Origin of the sequence: Shewanella sp. K8 (assembly GCF_028823715.1) — a bacterium.
Classification (GTDB): domain Bacteria; phylum Pseudomonadota; class Gammaproteobacteria; order Enterobacterales; family Shewanellaceae; genus Shewanella; species Shewanella algae.
In genome coordinates this window covers 37,157-55,853 of the sequence record NZ_JAPEHY010000018.1, presented here as the reverse complement: position 1 = coordinate 55,853, position 18,697 = coordinate 37,157, and the positions used below count along the sequence as shown (strand labels likewise).

Genomic DNA, 18,697 nt, shown 5'->3' with positions numbered 1-18,697 from the left:
CTTATTGTCAGGGCCTATCTGGCGCGATAGACGGGATAAGCCTGGTAAGCCTTGTCATAATAAGGGCTGCGCTCGTAGAACCAACGCAACCTGGCCTTGGCATCGGCGGCAAAGGCCGGGTCTTTGAGCGCCTGGTCAAATTCGGCCTGGAGCGCTTTGGAGTTGGCCAGCATCTGTTGTGCCAAAGGTTCAACCGCGTAGTCCTCAATATACTCGGTGCGGGTGAATATGGTGTTGAACAGGCCCCACTGCAGCAGTGAGTCGGGCGATTGTGGTTCCAGCAGTATCATCGCCAGATCGCCAAGCGGCTGCTCAGTACTTATTTTGACGGTGCCGGCGGGCAAGGTGAGTTCAACCTTTTCCAGTTTGGCTTTGGCACTGACTCTCTGGCGGCCTTCATAGTCACTGGCGGCAAACTGGGGTTCGCTGAGGCGATACTGTTGCAGCTTCAGTGTTTGAGGTTGCTCCAGGCGGCTCATACGAATGCCGTGCAGCGATAGCTTGGCAATCACCTCTTGCCACTGGGGCGGTATATAGTAAGCGGCCGGGCGGCTGACCCGAATATCCGCCTCTGTGTTGCCTATTACCGGCAGGTTGGGATAAAGCTTAGGCTCGCCGGTCCAGCGCACCACTTGTTTGCCCGAAATAGGGCTCTGTTCCAGTTGATAGTCTATGCCTTTGAAATCCCAGCCCTGCTGCTGCTTTTGTGACTTCCAGGTCAGGGTCACCAGCCGTGGATAGCGGTACTTGTCTTTCTCTATCGCTGCGCGCAGCTTGGTCGCTTTGGCCCCCACAGTCTTGAGGGTTTGCTCCAGCATCACATAAGTGCCCAGTACCCGTTGCCGAAACGGCTTGAGGCTGTGGTTTTCAATCAATATGGTCGGCAGGTGTCTGGCATCGCCGTAACCGTTGGAGTAGCGGGCCGAGGCATTCCATAGTGACATGCCCTTGCTCAAATCGGTATTGTCCAAGGCGAAGACCAGAGGCCCCGGGATATGACCTGCCTGGGTCAGCGCCTGTTCTATCGCCGGGCGATATTCCTGCTGCAGCCAGTTGTAGCCTGCGGGGCTCAGCCCCTGAGACAGGTTGTAACCAAAGGTCACATCATATTGGTAGTCGATACCGTCGGTGACATGCACATCGATATACAGCTGCGGCTGCCAGTCGTTGATGGCGGTCAGCATGTGTTGCATCTCCATGCTGTCGGCCTTGGCGTAGTCACGATTGAGGTTGATGTTTTGGCTGGTGGTTCGCCAGCCCATGTTCAGTGGGCCACGTTGATTAACCCGGTTGCTTTGGCTGGAGCGCTCGTGCGCATCGACACTGAAAATCGGCACAAACAGCAGGTTGACCTGTTCCAACAGCTCGGCCTTGTCGCCGACTATGATATCCCGCAATAACATCATGCCGGCATCTTTGCCGTCAATTTCACCCGAGTGGATCCCGGCTTGCACCAGAACATTGGGCTTGTGGTTGCGTCTCAGCTGTGCCGGGGTGGCGGCACCTTCGGCGCTGGCCACTATCATCCAGATATCTCGCCCCTGGGGGCTCTTGCCCAGGCTCACCTTGTTAAGCTTGTTGCTTTGGGTCATCAGCCTATCCAGCCAGGCAAAGGTCTGCTGATAGCTTGGGCTTTCAATACCGCCGGATTGCTCAAAAGGCGTGGCCCAGCTGTCGTCGACTGGACGCATTAAGGCCTCGCTGGCACCACTCCAGGGTTTGAGCGGCGGCAAAATGGCATCATTGATATAGGTGTTGGCTTGGGTGGCTGGTTCGGCAAGTGCGGCGCCGGGTAACGTCGCGACAGCGAGCCAGAGCAGGGACAGCATGCGCATGAAAGGCTCCGGGTACAGGATAATTGTTATTGTTGAAGCGCTCTATCTTTCACCAATTTGTCTAGCCCTGCAAGTCACCCGGAGTGACTCTCCCTTTCTGTTGTGGTTATAGCAATGAAAGCAAACTGCACCTCCCTAAATTTTGTTTCGTCAAAGTAATGTCAAAAAACGGCACTCAAGGGCAGTAATTTACATATTTGCAATCCAGTTTGAATAAATATCCAATCTCGCTTTTTAAGTTATTTTCTGTGTTGTAATTTCCTAACTGAGTTAATTAAAAAAGAATTTTATATTTATACCAGTGTTTATTAGCGGCTGGATAAATAACTTATATAAGTAAAGTAGTGCTTTAATGTGGCAGCCATTTAAATTATCAATAGTGCTTTTGGCGTTCACATTAATAAATTCTGATTAAGTCGTTTTATTCTTGGAGAACAGTGTTGATGAGAGGCTTATCCAATATATTGATAGTTTCGGCAGTGGCTTTACCCCTGGGGTGCACTTCTGCGGCAGAGGTGATTACCCTGGATGGTCAGTCACTCAAGATAGAGCAGCTACTGCAGCTGAAAGATAAACAAGTGCAGGTGGCTCTCAGCAAAGAAGCGCAAAAGACAATTCATGCAAGCCATGAACTCCTGATAGATTCAGCCCGTAAAGGCACGCCCGTATACGGGCTCACCGTTGGGGTGGGCAAGAACAAGGATACCCCGGTATTTGGTAAAGACGGTTCCCTGAGCGCCGAAGCTCGCAAACTGTCGGAAGACTTTAACCGCAATATGCTGTTTACCCACTCGGCGGCCAGTGGCCAACCCATAGCGCCGGAAACCGTGAAAATGGCGATGACGATTCGCCTGAATCAGATAGCCACGGGTCATGTGGGTGTGCAGCCGGACGTGGCCCGCATCTACCAGGAGTTTATCAACGAAGACATTATTCCCGTTGTGCCGGAAGATGGCTCTGTGGGGTTGAGTGATATCCTGTTGGCCTCACACATAGGCGCCGCCATGATGGGCGAGTGGGATGTGTTCTACAAAGGTCAGCGAATGTCTGCCGCCAAGGCGATGAAGCAGGCCGGGATCAAGCCGCTGGTGCCCTTTGGCAAGGACTCACTCTCGATTCTGTCCAACAACGCCCTGGCAACGGCACAGGTGGTCAACGCCATTGGTGATGCCCGCCAGATCATTCAATTCTCTCCCAGACTCATTGCCGCGGCCCTTGAAGGGATCAACGGCAATATCAGCCCTCTGCTGCCTCATACCCTGGCGGCCAGACCTATGCCGAATGTCGAGAAGGTAGGTCAAGAGATTTTGGCCAATCTGGAGGGGGGATATCTATTCCAGCGTGACGAGAAGCGGCCGTTGCAGGATGCGCTATCCTATCGCGGTGCTCACTGGCCTGTGGCCCATGCCATGTCGCAGCTGCAGCAGTTGGAAACCTTGGTGAATATTCAGATTAACAGCTCTGATGATAATCCTACGGTTTACATCAATGCCAAACCCGGACGTTACGCCGATGCCCCTCAAGTGACACAGTACTTTACCCAAGGGCCGGTATCAGGGGCGATTAACTCCTCGGCCAACTTCGATACCATCCAATTGGCGTCCCAGACCGAGGCCTTTATCAATGCCATGGCGCAGTTGGGCAAATACTCAAGCAATCGCCAGATCAAGTTGATTGACCCTTACTTCACGGGTTTGCCAAGAGCCTTGGTCGACCCTGATGATGCCAATGGTCAGGCTTTCTATACCCTGCAGAATGGCTTCACCGCCCTGTTTGTCGAGATAGCCCATGCGGCCAATCCCGTGTCCTTCTATGGTATAGCCAACCAAGGCGGTATCGAGGATAACTTCAGCAACTACTTCCAGGCCGGCAAGAATCTCAGCAAGGTGGTGGATGGCGTGGCACGCATCTATGGCTTTGAGCTGATGCAGGTGGCCCAGGCGATGGACCTGCAGAAGAAAGTGAACCACAGGCAGTTGTCACCCCAGAATGAACAACTGTTAAAGGCGCTGCGCAAACAGGTGGCTTACTACGACAAGGACAGGTTGTTTACCCCGGATGTCGAGGCCTCGACTCAGTTCCTGATGAAGTTCTAAGGAAACCAAGCCCCGGTAGGATTAACCACCGGGGCTCTTTGTTTAGGGAATCGGGAATAGCCTTTGCTCACTGGGTTTTCGAGCCACACTCGCGGCTTGGACATGTCGTCTCGGCGGAAATGCTCCAGGCTCCGGAGAAGTCATTGTAGATAAATCTCTGCTCTGAACCGCGGGCGCTGAAGTGCACCACGAACGGAGTGAATTGGGGCACACCTGCCTGCGCCGCCAGTTGAGTAATGGCCAACTGGGCTATAGGTGAGTCTGGCTCTCCCAATTCAGCCAGCTGTTCTGTACTGAGTTCCAGATGTCTGGGGCTGTCACTGAGTGAGGCGTTTTGAACTACCTTGGCAATGGGGATCTCATGCAGCCTGGCATTCAGCCGTGAATAGGCAGCATATTGCGCAACCCTCTGTTGCAGCGCCGCTTCGCTCACTCCCAGGCTCTCGGCCATATTGGCTCTACGCGCCTGAACCAGCTCCCTGAGTTCGCTTCGTTGCTGACTGGAAAGAGCCGAGAAGGCCATTCCGGCCCCCAGAGTTTGGCTGTAAGTGGCAGAAGACAGTATCGGCTCGCCCAGCGTCTTGTCACCGGCCATCAGCCGGTTCAGTTCGGCGGAGAAGTGAAGGTAGGCTTGCGGATCTTGAAAGCCAAAATATTCCGCATGGGCTTCAATGCGTTGCAGCGTACCCGAGACAGGTTCTGCGATTGCGGTAGATGAAGTATAACCTGCTGAAAAGCATGCTAATAATATCCATTTGTTCATCTTGTATATCCTTATACTTTACTGAGTACGAATATAATTAACAGCCTTGGCTTTCAGGGTCAACGGTTTCATTGTTCGGAAATTCAACAGCAAACAGACAGGGGTTCAGTGAGCTCGAGGCCACTATCGCTGCCATTGGCGGCAGGCATGCGCTATAAACAGCGGCTCGAAGCTGGCCTTATCAGCATAGTGGAGGTGACGTGAAAATAACGTCAAAAACTCCGTAGTTTTTACATGGGGTTACATTTTTGCAGCCTATTCTAAATATCTGTTTCAACTGTCTTTGTTCAATTCGTAGCCTGAGTTATGTTGGCTTTGATTCTTATTCTTGAGGAGTAATCGCATGAGTACAGTATTGAATCAGGCTGCACTCACGGAAGCACAGAGCAGTTTCAGACAAGTACTGCAAACCGTCGGCCCGCTGATCGCCAGGCTGGGGTTCCAGGGGTTCTGGTTTCAGGGGCTGCCAAGCAATGCCAGGGAGTATTTGGAACACCCGGAAAATCAAGGCTTGTTCGCCCCTGTGTGGCTGCGAAGGCCAATAGCCTCACTGGCTTCCTCCGGTAGGATAGCGACCCTGCAACAGTACTATCTGGAACATTTTGCCCGCAGCGACAGTAACTTTGCCGAGTCTTTAAGCGCAGATAAAGCTTGGCGGTATCGCTGGCAAGAGCACGACCCGGTAAAAACTCTGTTTGCCAAACATGGTTACGACACTGTTCTGAGCTTTCCTGTCCCCAGCTACGCCAACCCGACCTGGTTTGGCCGTTTCATATTGCTGGCATCGGGCCGTCCCGAGCCGGATCAGGAACGGGTACAGCAGACCTTGATCTTGGTGCAAAGTCTACTGTTTGAACATGACAGGCAGAGGTTCAACCCCTTTTTGCAGAGCCGGATCTTCAAGGCCAATGCCAGAAAAGTGCTGCGAATGGCCGCAACCGGACTACAAAATCATGAGATCTCTGATCGACTGCACATTAGTGTTCGTGGGGTTGAATACCATATGGAGTCAATGCGCAAGAAACTGGGTGCCAGCAACAGGGCAAATCTGATCCATCTGGCCCATCAATTTGAGTTGATCTGACATGTTAATTCTGCTGGTCGAAGATAATCGTCTGTTGGCAAACAATATTATTCAGTACCTGGCGATAAAAGGCATTGAATGTGATTATGCCGAAACCCTGGCTCAGGCCAATGAACTGCTGAGACAGCAGCATTTCGATGTGGTGGTGCTGGATCTCAACTTGCCCGACGGGGACGGTGTTCGAGCATGCCAGGGCTGGAAGGCCCAGTGTATGACCACGCCGGTGATCATGCTGACCGCCCGCAGCGGTTTGGATGACAGGTTGAGCGGCTTCGATGCCGGCGCCGATGATTATCTGATCAAACCCTTCGCCATGGAGGAGCTGGTGGCCCGCCTAAGAGTCGTGGCTCAGCGCCGTCCGGCACCACCAAGATTACAACTGGGTGAGCTGGAGATGGACTTTGGCAAACACGAGGCCTATCGCCAAGGGCAGTTGTTGTCCCTGAGCCGCACCGGCTGGCAGATACTGGCCTTGCTGGCTCGCCGCAGCCCGGAAACCGTGGAGCGGGAAGAGATAGAGCGTATGCTCTGGCCCGACTGCCCACCTGACAGCGACAGCCTGCGCAGCCACTTGCATCTGTTGCGGCGGGTGGTGGATAAGCCGTTCGACAGTCAACTGATCCACACCATTCGCGGGGTAGGACTCTGCCTGAGGAGTGACTGAAGATGATGCCCAAGTTCAGCCTCAAGCGCAGCTATCAAATTTACGGGCTTATTTTTCTGGCGGTCACTCTGGCCATCAATAGCATCATCCCCCTTTGCATGATGTGCACCGGCATGTTTTCCATGCATGAGATCACCCTGCGTAACGCAGGGCAGGCGGCTGAAGCGGTGTTCCTTCAGGGCAGCACAGAGCTGGATACCGACAACATCAGCGTGTTTGCCGACTGGCAGCGGGTGCCGGATAAGATCAAAGCCATCAATGACTTTAAGCCTCCCACTGCAGAAACGGGTATTCGTTATCAGCATCTTGATGGCCCCTATATCGATGCCCTGAGTGTGCATTACACGGCTTCAGGCCAGCCGTTGTATCTGTGGCTGCATTATGATGCCACCCATGATCTTGTTTTTGCGCCCAAGAACATGACCGCCATTTTATTGCTGATAGTGATGACCTTCGGGGTGGTGGCCAGCCTGGCGTTTCATATGCAAAAGCAAGTGATCACCCCTGTGCACAAAATCAGTCAGGCGATCAAACAGCACGACTGGCAAAGCATGAATGGCTTCAGTTTTCCCAAACAAGGCTATGCCGAGCTGCAATCTATAGTGGATGCGCTCAATACTTCGCTGCAGCAGCTACAAAAGGCCCAGCAGCGGGAACTCAACTTCCTGCGTTTTGCCAGCCACGAGCTGCGCACTCCTGTGGCTATCTGCCAGTCATCCTTTGAGCTGCTCACCTTGCAAAAGGGCAAGTTGACCGGGCCAGTACTGGCTGCCAGCCAGGCGACGGCGCAGATGAAGTCCATCATAGAAACCCTGTTGTGGCTCACCAACAAGAGCAGCACTCGGCTGGAAAAACAGCGCTTGGCTCCGGCCGAGTTGTTGCGGCAGCTGGCAACTGAGCAGGAGCACGCCCAGGGCAAGCAGGGGGTTATTCAATTGGATTGTGACGATACCCAACTACTGGTGCTGAAAGAGCCTCTGTGCATCATGCTCAATAATCTGCTGCGCAATGCGCTCGAGCATGGCACTGGCGAGGTCAAGGTGGAGCAGCGGGGCAAGTGCATCCGAGTCAGCAACTCAAGCTTACAGGATGGCATGGGAGGTTTTGGTCTGGGGCTGATGTTGGTCAAGCGACTGGCGAAACAGCTGGGTTGGCAGTTCAAGGAATATCGGCCACCGCAGATGTTTATTGCCGAGATAGAAATTACAGATTAAAGGAAAGTGTGAGCTTAGGCTATATATTTATAGATTGGCTATTAATATTTTAAAAAGAGATGGCTTGGTCTGTCTCTTTTTAATTTGTTTGACGGAATTTTCACTTAACTTATGGTCTCCTGTTATCTACTTCCTTAAACCACAGAGTTTATTTTTTTAAGGATTGTAATCGACCAAGATCACAGCTGCTATTGGTGGCAATTAATTATTATTTTCTCGTCCAATTCATGTGTTTAAAGTTTTCAATTACTTGGCATTGTATTTGTCTGAGGAAATATTATGAGCTCAAAATGGTTGTTGAGTGGGGTGGCACTGGCTATGGCATTTTCTGCCAATGTGCAGGCCGATGTAACCAAAACAAGTCTGGATCTTGGTTATAAGTTTTATACCAGTGATACCAAGGATGATAACCCTGGCGTCTTTAACCAACCCTTTCTCAAGCTGAATCATTTGGGCTTGGCCGATTGGGGCAGTTATTTCGCCAATATCAAGCTGGAAAACCCGGGTGAAGTCGCGGAAAACCAGAAGAATGAAGATGGTAAAACCACTTTAAAATCATTGGCAATCATAGAGCATAAGCTGGGTGAAAGCGGTTTTAACTTTTGGGCCCAGAACTTTATCTCTGCCAGTGAGACTCTGGTCGAAGACAACCTGTATCTGGGGGTTACGCACAACAGTAAGTTTGGCGATTTGGCGCTGAACTACGGGGTTGGTTTCAACTATACCTTTGGTCATTTCTCACCAACAGATGAGAACTTCAATGACATTTCAGGTTATGCCCTGGTGCTCAATGCCAAATACCCGCTGAGTTTTGCCGGATTGAAGCACAACTTGTCCGTCAACTACGAAGCGCAGATAGACAGGGATGAAGACCACCAAAAGCTGTTCAGTTACGACAGCTATGGGCACCAGATCATTCTGGGTTGGCAGACCCAATTTACCGATGCCTTCTACGGCAAGTTGCACCTGACTCAGTACGACAGTTGGGGTGCACAGTACAACGACGGTATCGAGTATGGGTTGGCTTTTGGATACCAGTTTTAACAATGGAGCCAGGCTCCCTTTTTTAATCGACAGGAACTGAATATGCAGTTGAACAAATCCGTTTTGGGCGTGGCCGTATCCACTGCCGTGGTGATTACCGGCTGTCAGGTGACCCATGAGATCATCAAGAGTCAGGGGACTGCCCAGGGCAAGCATGGTGAGATCCAGGTAGAAACCAGCATTCAGGATGGCCGTATTGTGGCTATCGATGTGCTGAAGCAGAAAGAAAACCCTGTGTTGGCCGCCGCCGCATTCAAAGATGTGAAACAGGCGATCATAGACAACAACTCTGTAGATGTTGACGGGGTTTCCGGTGCGACCGTGACTTCCAATGCCCTCAAAAAAGCCGTGGCTGCCAGTGTTGAAGCCGCAGGTGTGACTCTGGTTGCCGCCACGGCCACCGCCAAGCATGGTGAAGCCCTGACTCCGGCCGAATACACCTATGATGTGGTTGTGATAGGTTCAGGTGGTGCCGGTTTCAGTGCCGGTCTGGAGGCCATGGAAGCCGGTGCTTCTGCCGTCATCATTGAAAAGATGCCTATCATAGGTGGTAACTCGCTGATCTCCGGCGCCGAGATGAACGTAGCCGGTAGCTGGGTACAGAAGAGCATGGGAATTACTGACTCCAAAGAGCTGTTTATCCAGGACACACTCAAAGGGGGCGACTTCAAGGGTGATCCTGAGATGGTCAAGGTGATGGTAGACAATGCCGTCGATGCCGCCGAATGGCTGCGTGACTATGTCAAGGTTGAGTACTATCCCAACCAGCTGTTCCAGTTTGGTGGTCACAGCGTCAAGCGCGCCCTGATCCCCAAAGGACACACGGGTGCCGAAGTGATTGGCAAATTTGCCAAGAAAGCCGAAGAAGTCGGTCTGCCTATTCACACCAACACTACCGCCGAGCGTCTGCTGATGGACAACAATGGTCGGGTCGTCGGTGTTGAAGCGACCAAAAACGGCAAGAAGATCACTTATCATGCCAAGCGCGGTGTTGTGGTAGCTACCGGTGGCTTCTCTGCCAACGTGGCTATGCGTAAGCAATACAACCCAGAGCTGGATGAGCGTTACGGTACTACGGGTATTGCAGGTGGCACAGGTGACGGTATTGTCATGGGTGAGAAGATCCACGCCGACACCCGCAACCTGGGCTATATCCAAACCTATCCTATCTGTAACCCAGAGACTGGCGCCATTGCCCTGATCGCCGACTCCCGTTTCTTCGGTGCGATTCTGGTCAACCAAAACGGTGAGCGCTTTGTGGAAGAGCTGGAACGTCGCGATGTGATCTCCCATGCGATTCTGGAACAACCCGGTCGTTACACCTATGTGCTGTGGAACAAGGACATCGACGATGTGGCCGGTACCATTGGTATGCACCAAGGTGAATACAAAGACTTCACCAGCCGTGGTCTGATGTATGAAGTGAACAGCATTGAAGAAGCCGCCAAGGTGTTCAACATTCCGCTGGAAAACCTCAAGAAGACCATCAAAGATGTGAACCACTATGCGAAAACCGGTAAGGATGAAGCCTTCAATCACAGAGCCGGGCTGGTGGACTTGAGCAAGGGCCCATATTGGATCCTGAAAGCCACGCCATCAGTACACCACACCATGGGTGGTTTGGTAACAGATACCAAGACCCACGTACTGAATGAACAAGGCAAGGTGATCCCAGGTCTGTTTGCCGCCGGTGAAGTTACAGGTTTGACTCACGGTACCAACCGCCTGGGTGGCAACGCCTATACAGACATCATTGTCTTTGGCCGTATCGCCGGTCAGCAGGCTGCCGCCAACTAAGCCTCCGAGCTACTCATAATCTCCCCTGAAGACAAAAACGGCCCGCAAGGGCCGTTTTTTTATCACCAATCTCTGGGGGAGATGGCTTGTTCGATATCCAGACTGTCGAAGCCATAAGCACGGCTGATGATGTAAAACTCATCGGCGAGGCAATCCCGGGCGACTGTCTCCAGTTCACTGCCGTTGGCTTCAAACTCATCTTGCAGCTCATTGATGGCCAGGGTAGCGGCGTGAGTCAGTTGCAGCAAGGCGCCTTCATCCTCGGGCTTAAGGGCTTCTATCTCGCTGCACAGTAGCAGCAATACGCCTTTGAGTTTATCAACCAGAAAATCCGGAAAATAGCCGTCCAGATACATAGGTGCCAACAATTGCCGCTGCTGGATGACGGGGTTGGTAACAGACATTAGTCTTCCTCATTACTTGCTCAATTGGCCTGCGCCAGTTGTTTCAGATGTTGATACAGGGAATCGCTGAAGCTTTGCTCGTAGGTGAGTCGCAATTGCTGCCTGCCGGCATCGAAATCAAAGGCGCGGTAAATATTCACTTCAATGAGTTGGTCACCTTGGATCAGATATTGGCTGGGCAGAACCTTGTCGGCCAGCTCTGGATTGTCCAGCAGCTCTGTGATCTGCAACAAAGGCGCACCACTCGGGCTTTGGATTAGCTGCCACTCGTAGCTTTCAGGGGTATCGCCAAAGTTCAGCGTGAAACGCTGCTCGCCATCCAGGGTAATTTCATCCTCTGTTGCTATAGGCCAGAAGAGGGTAATCAGCGCCCTGGAGTCGAGATCTTCGGCGTTGGCAACCGGCATCTCCCAGGAAACAAACTCTTCATTCCGGCACATTACATCGGCTTGCTGCGCCGTCCAGATGCGGTAAACCTGCCCAGGCCATTCTAGCTTGGCCAACTGCAGCGCGGCCGGGGTACCTGCCAGCAAGGTTTGCCAGTCTTCGGCGTCGGCCTGGTACTTGTCCACCTGCATAGTGATTGGTACCTGAGTACCATCATAGAAGGTATGTAGTTGATTGCCTTCGATAACCGGCGCGCTTGGGCTATAGCCCTGATCCTTGCGATCGGCATTTATCCAGCGCTCCATTTGAGTATTCCAGCACTCGTTGGCGACCTCATCTCCCAGAGTGACATCCTGGGCCAGGACCTTGCCTTGGTTGACACTTCCGGTCAGAAACTTGGAGGGGTCGCCATATTGCAGGGTGAACACCTCCGATCCGCCAGTCAGCCCCAGATCAAGCAGATGAGCTTGCTCATCATCTTCCATCAAGCCATTGAGTACTATCACCCAATCATTGTCGTTCATGGTTTTGTCATCAAGAGGTTCCAGGTAACCCAGGGCAACCATGGCGCTGTTTACCTTGTTACGCACCTCTTGGGGATCTGTGGCCAGGAATGTCTCCGCTGTTTGACCACTGGCGGCGATCAACTGTCGCAGCTCATTCAGGGTCATGGCGAGGGTCTGCTCGGCCGCCAGAATGGCCTCATGATTGCCTTCACCGAGTAGCTTTTCTATCTGAGCTTCAGTCAAAGCGTGAATGTGCTGCAGTAACCAAAATGCCTCGGCAAAGGCCGGCGCTGCTGTGACATCGGCAGCAAGCTGGTAAGGGTTCTCGCTCTCCGGGGCGAACAGCTGGGAATATAGCTGCCTGAGTTCCTGAAGCAGGTTATCACGCTGGGCGTCACCAATGCCCGCTTGCAACATCTGCTGTAAACGACTGAATTCCAAATGGGTCACTAGGTTGATGGCACCCGTATGCTGGTTCAGGGCAAAGAGCACCAGACTGCCGTCATCAGTGGTCTGGGCAGCAACACTCTGCTTATTGTGTTGCTGTTTGGCTGAGGTATTGTCACTGGCCTGCGGTAACCAGCTGGCCAGAAGATAATAGTCGGGCGTTGGGTCATCGCTGCGCCAATCGAGCTGATACTTGCCATCGTTGTCGGTAGTTGTTGTGGGCTCATCAGCATCGCAAGACAGGTTACGATTGAGATCGGCGCAGACATCGGCCCCCGGCACAGCACCCAAATAACTAACCTGGCCCTGAACACTAATATCAGTCGTAACAGGTGGTTGATTGTCATCTGAATCGGAGCCGCCACAGGCAGAGAGCAGCGTAGCACTGAGTGCTACCGACAGGAGGGAAAGTTTACGCATATTGATTCATCCTTGAGTTAAGTTCGTCAAAACGGGTTAAGGCAACTTGGAAAGAAACCAGCCTTTATCGGTTTGGAGAAATTTGCAGCTGACAGAAGAACGGTAGTTTTCTCCTTCTATCAGTAGCTTAACCCGCGCTTCCTGAAGCGCACCTTTCTGTTGCTTGCTTTTGCTGGGTTCGCTGTAACTCACATCTTGGGGAGTAATGGTGCCGAGAGTCTTATCTTGATACCAACGCTTGTGTGAACGGGCCAGTATTTGGGCCGCATGCTCTTGTTCCTTGGCACTTGCTTCGTAGGGTATTAGTGCCACAAAGGCTTGTACATCCTGGTTTTTGATGATTTCAAAACTATCCAAGCACTGTTGAGTCAGCTTCTCATTTGGTTTGGCCGCCACTGGCAGCGTGAAAAGGGTTACTCCAAGTGAAAGATATGCAAATGGAATTTTCATTGTTCAACTCCTTGAAACAGGGAAGAGCCTTACGGCTCTTCCCTTGATTTTATTCCTGCTGCAGATTGCGCAACGGCTGATATTGACTACGAGCCTTCTGTTGGGGAGTTCCGACTTCGACCTGGAATTGTTTGACGCTATCTTTCAATAGGTCACGGCCTTCCAATTCATCCCCCGAGACAGAGAGAACATCGCCTTCAAACTGGATGTAATAGGTGCCTATCTCATCTTCAGCCCGGATCCCTACCAGTTTTACTGTGTGGGTGCCTGAGGTAAGCGGTATTGATAAGGGGCCAACCTGGCGTTGCGGGCTACTGCCATCGGTCAGTACTTTATCATCGACAACCAGTTTAAAGATATCGTCGTTGAAGTTGCCGTTATCACCGAAAGTGATTTCCAGTAGATGGGGTACTTCAAACTTGAGTCCATTGCTGAGCTCGTTATCTACTTCCACAGTGACATTACCCGAGACAACATTATTGGGGACTTTCACCGTTAGTTTCCCTGGCTCGACCTTGTTGATAAAGGCAACGATACGTTCACCATTCTTACCGGCGAATGTGACTCTATTATTTGCTTTGGTTTGGCTGAATCCCAAGCCTTCGATGACGACTAAGTCACCGGGTTGGCCGCTACTTGCTTTCAAACGTATGATCTCAAGGCCATCACCAATCTTGATTTTTACAGGTGACTCAGCGCGCTGCCCTCTGTGCTCAACAGCAACGGCGATAGGACCGACAGCGTTTTTCAACATAGAGCCTGGAACGCTTATTTTCAGCAGAGTGCCATCCTCGGAGACAGATTCATATTCACGCTCTTCATAAGCATTGTTGCCCTCATCTTTCAGTTCGGTTAAGGGTTCTTCATCAAACCAATACCAACGTTCGTTAATGCCAAACCCTGTGCCGATGATAGACAACGGCTTGTCTATAGGCTCGGCTTTCATAATGGCAGGGTCTATGTCGACAATTTGCATCCCCCAAGTGAGGGTAAAGTCAGACTTCACCGGTACGCCGACCATATCTGTAATAGTCTTGAGCTGGTCGATCAATATGTCTGCTACCTGGGCGCCAGTTTTTATCGCTTCCATTTGGCCAATAAAAGGAGCCCATTTGCGTAACGCGGCTCCGGCAGCCAAGGCTGCCAGGTCTTCGGGCTTTACTCCCATACTTTGCAGCACTGCTGTAGTGATGGGGCCCAATTTGCCTCTATTGGCAGGATCGTAGAAGACTTCTATTTCATTTTTATAGAATTCTATCGCAAGCTGTTCCAGGAAGTTGGCAAGGTCGGTTCCAGTAACATTGTCATCCTTATAAAGTTTTTCAGTTTCCTCTATCAGCTTGGGTGAGTACTGGATCACTAACTTGGTGATGACCACGGGGTCGAATCCTGCCGGTTCATAACCTACCCCGATTAAAATAAGGTCAAAAAACTTAAGCAAGATACCGTCTATGACGGTGCGAATTGCCAAGTATTGGCGAGCTTTGAGGTTGGCCTCATCATAGGCAGACTGATTACGAAAGCTAAATGGTGAAGGCCCCAAAGGAGTATCTACACCCGGAGCGAGAACTTGGTAAAGGCAATCTTGATAGGGACAAACATTGTAGTACTGATCTTTGGACCAAAACTCCAGACCAAAGTATGTTCCAGATTGCGGTCCTATTATATTGCCATCCCAAGCTGATTGAGCGTGCTTGCGCAGCGGACTATCCAGCTTGGACTCATCATACTGTCCATTTTCACCCAGAGGGATAATCATGGTACTCAAATAAAGCCGGGTACGATTTTGCAGCTCTGAGCAGCCATCGTACTGGAGTTTGTTTTTCTGTTCTTTGGTGATCTCGCTGTTATTGGGACAGCTTGGATCCGACGGTAGCCAATTATCGAGGAAGTTAGTGGCCGCAAGACTATAGTCAAAGTAAGCCGTACCATAATTGGTGATGTTTGGTTTAATGCTTCCGGTTGCTGAAGCCCGCTTGACCATGGCCATAGCCATTGGAGAAGCATTGAATGACTGGGCTTTGGCTGTGTTGCCAACCTGGTTCTGACTATAGCGCTGATATATCTTGTTGCTGTTGCTTATTAGCAACAGGTTTGTTGCTTGAGATAATTGCTCCAGTGCCATTGGAGAACTTTGCAGCATGCCAGCGAAGTGTTCCTGCAGTTCTATGAACTCAGGATAAGTCACTATGGTGTCGCGAAAATTAGCCAACGAAGCCTGTGGGATCTTGTCAACGCCAATAAAGTCCAGCACGTACTTAAAAGTCGTACTGTTTATATCCAAGGTCAGTTGTTGTTCGCCTGGTAACAAGTAACTGTTTAGATAAACATATCCCTGACTATTATCTGCAGTAGGAACAAAGGCTGTGACAGGAGTCAGCCGATTCTTAAAGACTTTAATGTTTGCCCGACCGTTGTAATCCAGTGTCGTTGTGGTATTCAGCAGTGTTTCTACACGTACACCTAAGGGATCAACACCGCCTACAGAGGTGAGGGTAACTTCTGCTTCTTTGAGTACATAGTATTGTACTTGGTTGCTCTGTCCCTGAGCGTTATTGATTTGCAGCGTACCGTCGACAAGTCCTGTTGGGACGTTCACTCTCGCAGAATGGGCTGTATTTGAAATGACCTCTAAAGGTATTCCATTGGCTGTCACTGTGATATTGCCATTTAGGCTGTCACCATAGAGAGTCACCTGGGCGTTTTCGTCAAGCATCACTGCGCCGGCTGTGCTGATAACCGGGGTGCCTGCAGGCTGAAGTTTCAAAGCTCTCGCATTGGTGCGCAGAGCACCATCAGAGACAAAAACTTCACTGGCACCTTTGGGCAGTACTGTAGTGATAAGACCTGAGGCTTGAGTTAAAGGTAAGTTGATTGGAGGTAAACCTTCCCGGGTGATAACCAAAAAGTGTTGACCGGCAGATAAGGGAGAATCCAATTCTACGTTCAGTGTATCGCCTTCGCGGAAAAACCTGACTTTGGTATCGTTATGGACTGTATAGGCCTGCCCCAGGATAGCTACGGAGCTGATACTGACGGCGGTCAGCCTGTCCTGATCATTGATATCCAGGACGCCATCATTGTCATCGTCCAAGTCCAGAAAATCAGGGACTCCATCAAGATCTCTGTCCAAAGGGTGCTTGGGATTGTCGCCGGCCTCAATGGCATCAGCGATGCCATTGCCATCGGAATCCAAATCGAGGAAGTTCCCCTGGCCATCGCCGTCTGCATCGGCGCCACCCTCAAATCCATCACTCAGGCCATCACCATCACTATCTGTGTCATACCAGTTGGGAATACCATCGCCATCTGGATCAAAGTCATCGGCTGCTAAACCGTACAGATACTCCAGAGTATCGGGTATACCATCTTGGTCTGAGTCATCACTCTCTGGATCCATGCCCAGTGCCAGTTCTTGCTGATCATAAACTCCATCACTGTCACGATCAGCAAAAATACGGGCGCTGTAGCTGAAGCTCGGACGGCCATCAAAGTTAATATCGTTGATGCCAATGTGATAAAGGCCATCTTTAAGAATTTCAACGCTGATAGCGACTTTCTTGAGCACAGGATCTATTTCCAACTCACCAAAGTTGAGTGCATTACCCTGAGCATCAGAAAAGTAGATATTGGGTTTGAAATCCGGATCCTCATAGCTGAGCATCAAGGTATAGAATTGACCGGCTTCTCCTTCAAAGGAAAACAGATCGCCATTGTCTGATTTTTGAGAAATGGCTCCTCGCACCGTAAATGGGGGAGCCATTCCTGCCTGGGTTGCGATTGAGGGGTTATCGTTGGGTTCTTGCTCAATAATTTGAGGAAATTGATGTTTTGTTGGATCAAAAGGGTAATCATCCCTCTCATCCAGAATACCGTCATTGTCCTCATCACGTATTTCCCAGCTACCTTCATGGCTGGGTGGATCAACCGGGTCTGGGTCAGTTGGATCCGTCGGGTCGGTTGGATCTGTTGGGTCAGTTGGAACTTCCTGACCCGGGCCTTCATCTGGCTCTAGCTCACCATTACAACCACCGGTCAGCATTATCCCGGCTATCAGCAGAGCCAGGTAAGTTTTTTTGGACATGATTTACTTCCCTATAAGTGTTGGTTACATCCTGAAAGGAGTTTGCATACGCATAAGGCCATCAGAGACCATAGCAAGATAAATATCCCCGGTAGCTCGGCTGAGCAGATTGCACTCCAGTTGCTCCTTGCTGGGCATGTATAGTGGCGAACTGACAATCTCTCTGAGTACATAGTTGGCAAAGGGAACGATTAACTTTTGGCACCAGCGAACTTCTATTTGTAGAAGATTCGCATCCTGGATGTTCAGTTGTCGGTTATTCCCAAGGTTTTGTAACGCCGGATTACGGTACATAAGGTTATTGTTGGGGATTTCATAGAGGCTCTTGCCCTGGTAGGTGGACCTTACTTTAAAGCGATCGAAGACCTTCTTATCCGGGCTGAGAATGGTTATCTTGGCTTGGGTTGTCACCGCAATCCTGGCTTTGGCTAACGCTCCCAAGGTACCTGTCAGGCTGGGATCCTGATTGTAAAGGGGCATCATACCTTCGCTCAGCCCTTTACGTATGGCACTCAAACTACCGTGATTGAGGGCTCCTGAGCGCACGGCTTTGACGGTTGCAGCATCCAAGGTGCTCTTGGCGGAATAGATAAATCCCCATTGAACGAGCAACATCATGGCAACCAATACCAGTGGCATCAGAAAGGGCAGAGCGAGGTTAAACTCCATCATCGCTTGGCCTGTTTGCGATGTTAACCGTTTCATCTCGCGGCCTGCTCCGGGCTGGGTTCACGTTGCAGTTCGTAGATGGCTTGGAGCAACGCTTTTATTTGCCTATGAACCACAGAACTAGTGTCACCATGCTGTTGGGCTATTTCCAATACCTGAGCAGATTGTTTCAAGCGTACCAGGCTCATGTTATACCAAGCTTTTTGATTGTCTGGCTCAAGCTCAATGCAACGTTGATAGGCCGCTATGGCAGCATCTTGACGTCCGGTTCGGGTATAGATGTTGCCCAGACGAAACCAACCGGGAGCGTAATTGGGAACAGATCTCAACACTTCGAGGTACAGACTTTCGGCCTGATCCATCATCGCCAGCTTGTAGGCATGTTCAGCTCTGGCTTGTATCTCCATGATAGCCTGGTTGCCCTGGTGCTGTGTTTGAGAAGCGCACCCTTGCATAATCAACATCAGGGTGCACATAAGCGTGATTAGGAACTTTTCCATCTGAGTGTTTCTCCTTCATGGATTTGGGCCTTGGCTGCTGTTCCATTTACCAGCTCAAGTGTGTGATGGGCGCCATGGCAAAAACTGCTGCGCCAGGGTTTGAGTTCGGAAACCACTTTGAGGACTGTGTGCTGGGCATCCAGATACACTATGTCCAGCGGATAACGCATTCCTATAGTGTGTACCGAGCTGCAGGGGCTGATTAACATTCCCTGAGAAGGTGTTAATTTTGGCCTTCCCAGTAACCCTCTTAGACGCAGCCAGGGATTGTTGGCCAGAAACACTTGCCCTAATTCATAGCCTGAGGCTGTAATAAGTGTCTTGGTTTCCATC

At 50.9% G+C, this 18,697-nt stretch carries 15 protein-coding genes; 6 read left to right on the top strand and 9 right to left on the bottom strand.

Annotated features, from left to right (window positions below):
- Positions 1-14: 14 nt before the first annotated feature.
- The gene (locus ON072_RS11375) at positions 15-1,835 is read right to left on the bottom strand and encodes a M14 family metallopeptidase (protein WP_208141147.1); all 1,821 of its coding nucleotides are present in this window, start codon (positions 1,833-1,835) and stop codon (positions 15-17) included.
- A 443-nt stretch (positions 1,836-2,278) separates the two neighbouring features.
- Between ON072_RS11375 and ON072_RS11370 the strand changes: the two genes are divergently transcribed.
- Positions 2,279-3,931 carry an HAL/PAL/TAL family ammonia-lyase gene (locus ON072_RS11370; protein ID WP_208128736.1) on the top strand — a complete coding sequence of 551 codons (1,653 nt, stop codon included), beginning with the start codon at positions 2,279-2,281 and terminating at the stop codon, positions 3,929-3,931.
- Positions 3,932-3,998: 67 nt separating this feature from the next.
- On the opposite strand, the gene ON072_RS11365 is transcribed toward ON072_RS11370, so the two are convergent.
- Positions 3,999-4,694 carry a hypothetical protein gene (locus ON072_RS11365; protein ID WP_109248449.1) on the bottom strand — a complete coding sequence of 232 codons (696 nt, stop codon included), beginning with the start codon at positions 4,692-4,694 and terminating at the stop codon, positions 3,999-4,001.
- 343 nt (positions 4,695-5,037) lie between these two features.
- On the opposite strand from ON072_RS11365, the gene ON072_RS11360 reads away from it, so the two are divergent.
- From ON072_RS11360 to urdA, 5 genes are all read left to right on the top strand, one after another.
- Positions 5,038-5,778 carry a helix-turn-helix transcriptional regulator gene (locus ON072_RS11360; protein ID WP_144220494.1) on the top strand — a complete coding sequence of 247 codons (741 nt, stop codon included), beginning with the start codon at positions 5,038-5,040 and terminating at the stop codon, positions 5,776-5,778.
- Between the two features lies 1 nt (position 5,779).
- Positions 5,780-6,442, top strand: a complete 663-nt coding sequence (locus ON072_RS11355) for a response regulator transcription factor (protein ID WP_025010621.1) — start codon at positions 5,780-5,782, stop codon at positions 6,440-6,442.
- Positions 6,443-6,444: 2 nt separating this feature from the next.
- On the top strand, positions 6,445-7,656 hold the full coding sequence (locus ON072_RS11350; protein ID WP_107005988.1) for a sensor histidine kinase: 1,212 nt from the start codon (positions 6,445-6,447) through the stop codon (positions 7,654-7,656).
- A gap of 279 nt (positions 7,657-7,935) precedes the next feature.
- Entirely contained in the window at positions 7,936-8,700 is a 765-nt protein-coding gene (locus ON072_RS11345) for an outer membrane protein OmpK (RefSeq protein ID WP_025010622.1), read from the top strand.
- Positions 8,701-8,742: 42 nt separating this feature from the next.
- Positions 8,743-10,497, top strand: a complete 1,755-nt coding sequence (gene urdA, locus ON072_RS11340; protein ID WP_025010623.1) for a urocanate reductase — start codon at positions 8,743-8,745, stop codon at positions 10,495-10,497.
- A gap of 62 nt (positions 10,498-10,559) precedes the next feature.
- Here urdA and ON072_RS11335 read toward each other — a convergent pair whose 3' ends face one another.
- The 7 genes from ON072_RS11335 to ON072_RS11305 are packed head-to-tail and all read right to left on the bottom strand — an operon-like array spanning position 10,560 to position 18,696.
- Positions 10,560-10,901, bottom strand: a complete 342-nt coding sequence (locus tag ON072_RS11335) for a DUF5713 family protein (protein WP_261753163.1) — start codon at positions 10,899-10,901, stop codon at positions 10,560-10,562.
- Between the two features lie 20 nt (positions 10,902-10,921).
- Positions 10,922-12,661 carry a hypothetical protein gene (locus tag ON072_RS11330; RefSeq protein ID WP_208193847.1) on the bottom strand — a complete coding sequence of 580 codons (1,740 nt, stop codon included), beginning with the start codon at positions 12,659-12,661 and terminating at the stop codon, positions 10,922-10,924.
- 36 nt (positions 12,662-12,697) lie between these two features.
- A complete protein-coding gene (locus tag ON072_RS11325) occupies positions 12,698-13,111 on the bottom strand; it encodes a hypothetical protein (RefSeq protein ID WP_144380383.1) in 414 nt (137 codons plus the stop codon).
- A 49-nt stretch (positions 13,112-13,160) separates the two neighbouring features.
- Positions 13,161-17,195 carry an IPT/TIG domain-containing protein gene (locus tag ON072_RS11320; RefSeq protein WP_208220987.1) on the bottom strand — a complete coding sequence of 1,345 codons (4,035 nt, stop codon included), beginning with the start codon at positions 17,193-17,195 and terminating at the stop codon, positions 13,161-13,163.
- A gap of 24 nt (positions 17,196-17,219) precedes the next feature.
- A complete protein-coding gene (locus ON072_RS11315) occupies positions 17,220-17,900 on the bottom strand; it encodes a TadE family protein (protein ID WP_028780577.1) in 681 nt (226 codons plus the stop codon).
- Entirely contained in the window at positions 17,897-18,364 is a 468-nt protein-coding gene (locus ON072_RS11310; RefSeq protein WP_025010629.1) for a tetratricopeptide repeat protein, read from the bottom strand. The genes ON072_RS11315 and ON072_RS11310 overlap by 4 nt, the downstream gene beginning before the upstream one ends.
- Entirely contained in the window at positions 18,349-18,696 is a 348-nt protein-coding gene (locus tag ON072_RS11305; protein WP_037437059.1) for a DUF192 domain-containing protein, read from the bottom strand. Before ON072_RS11305 ends, ON072_RS11310 begins: the two co-directional genes overlap by 16 nt.
- Position 18,697: the final 1 nt, after the last annotated feature.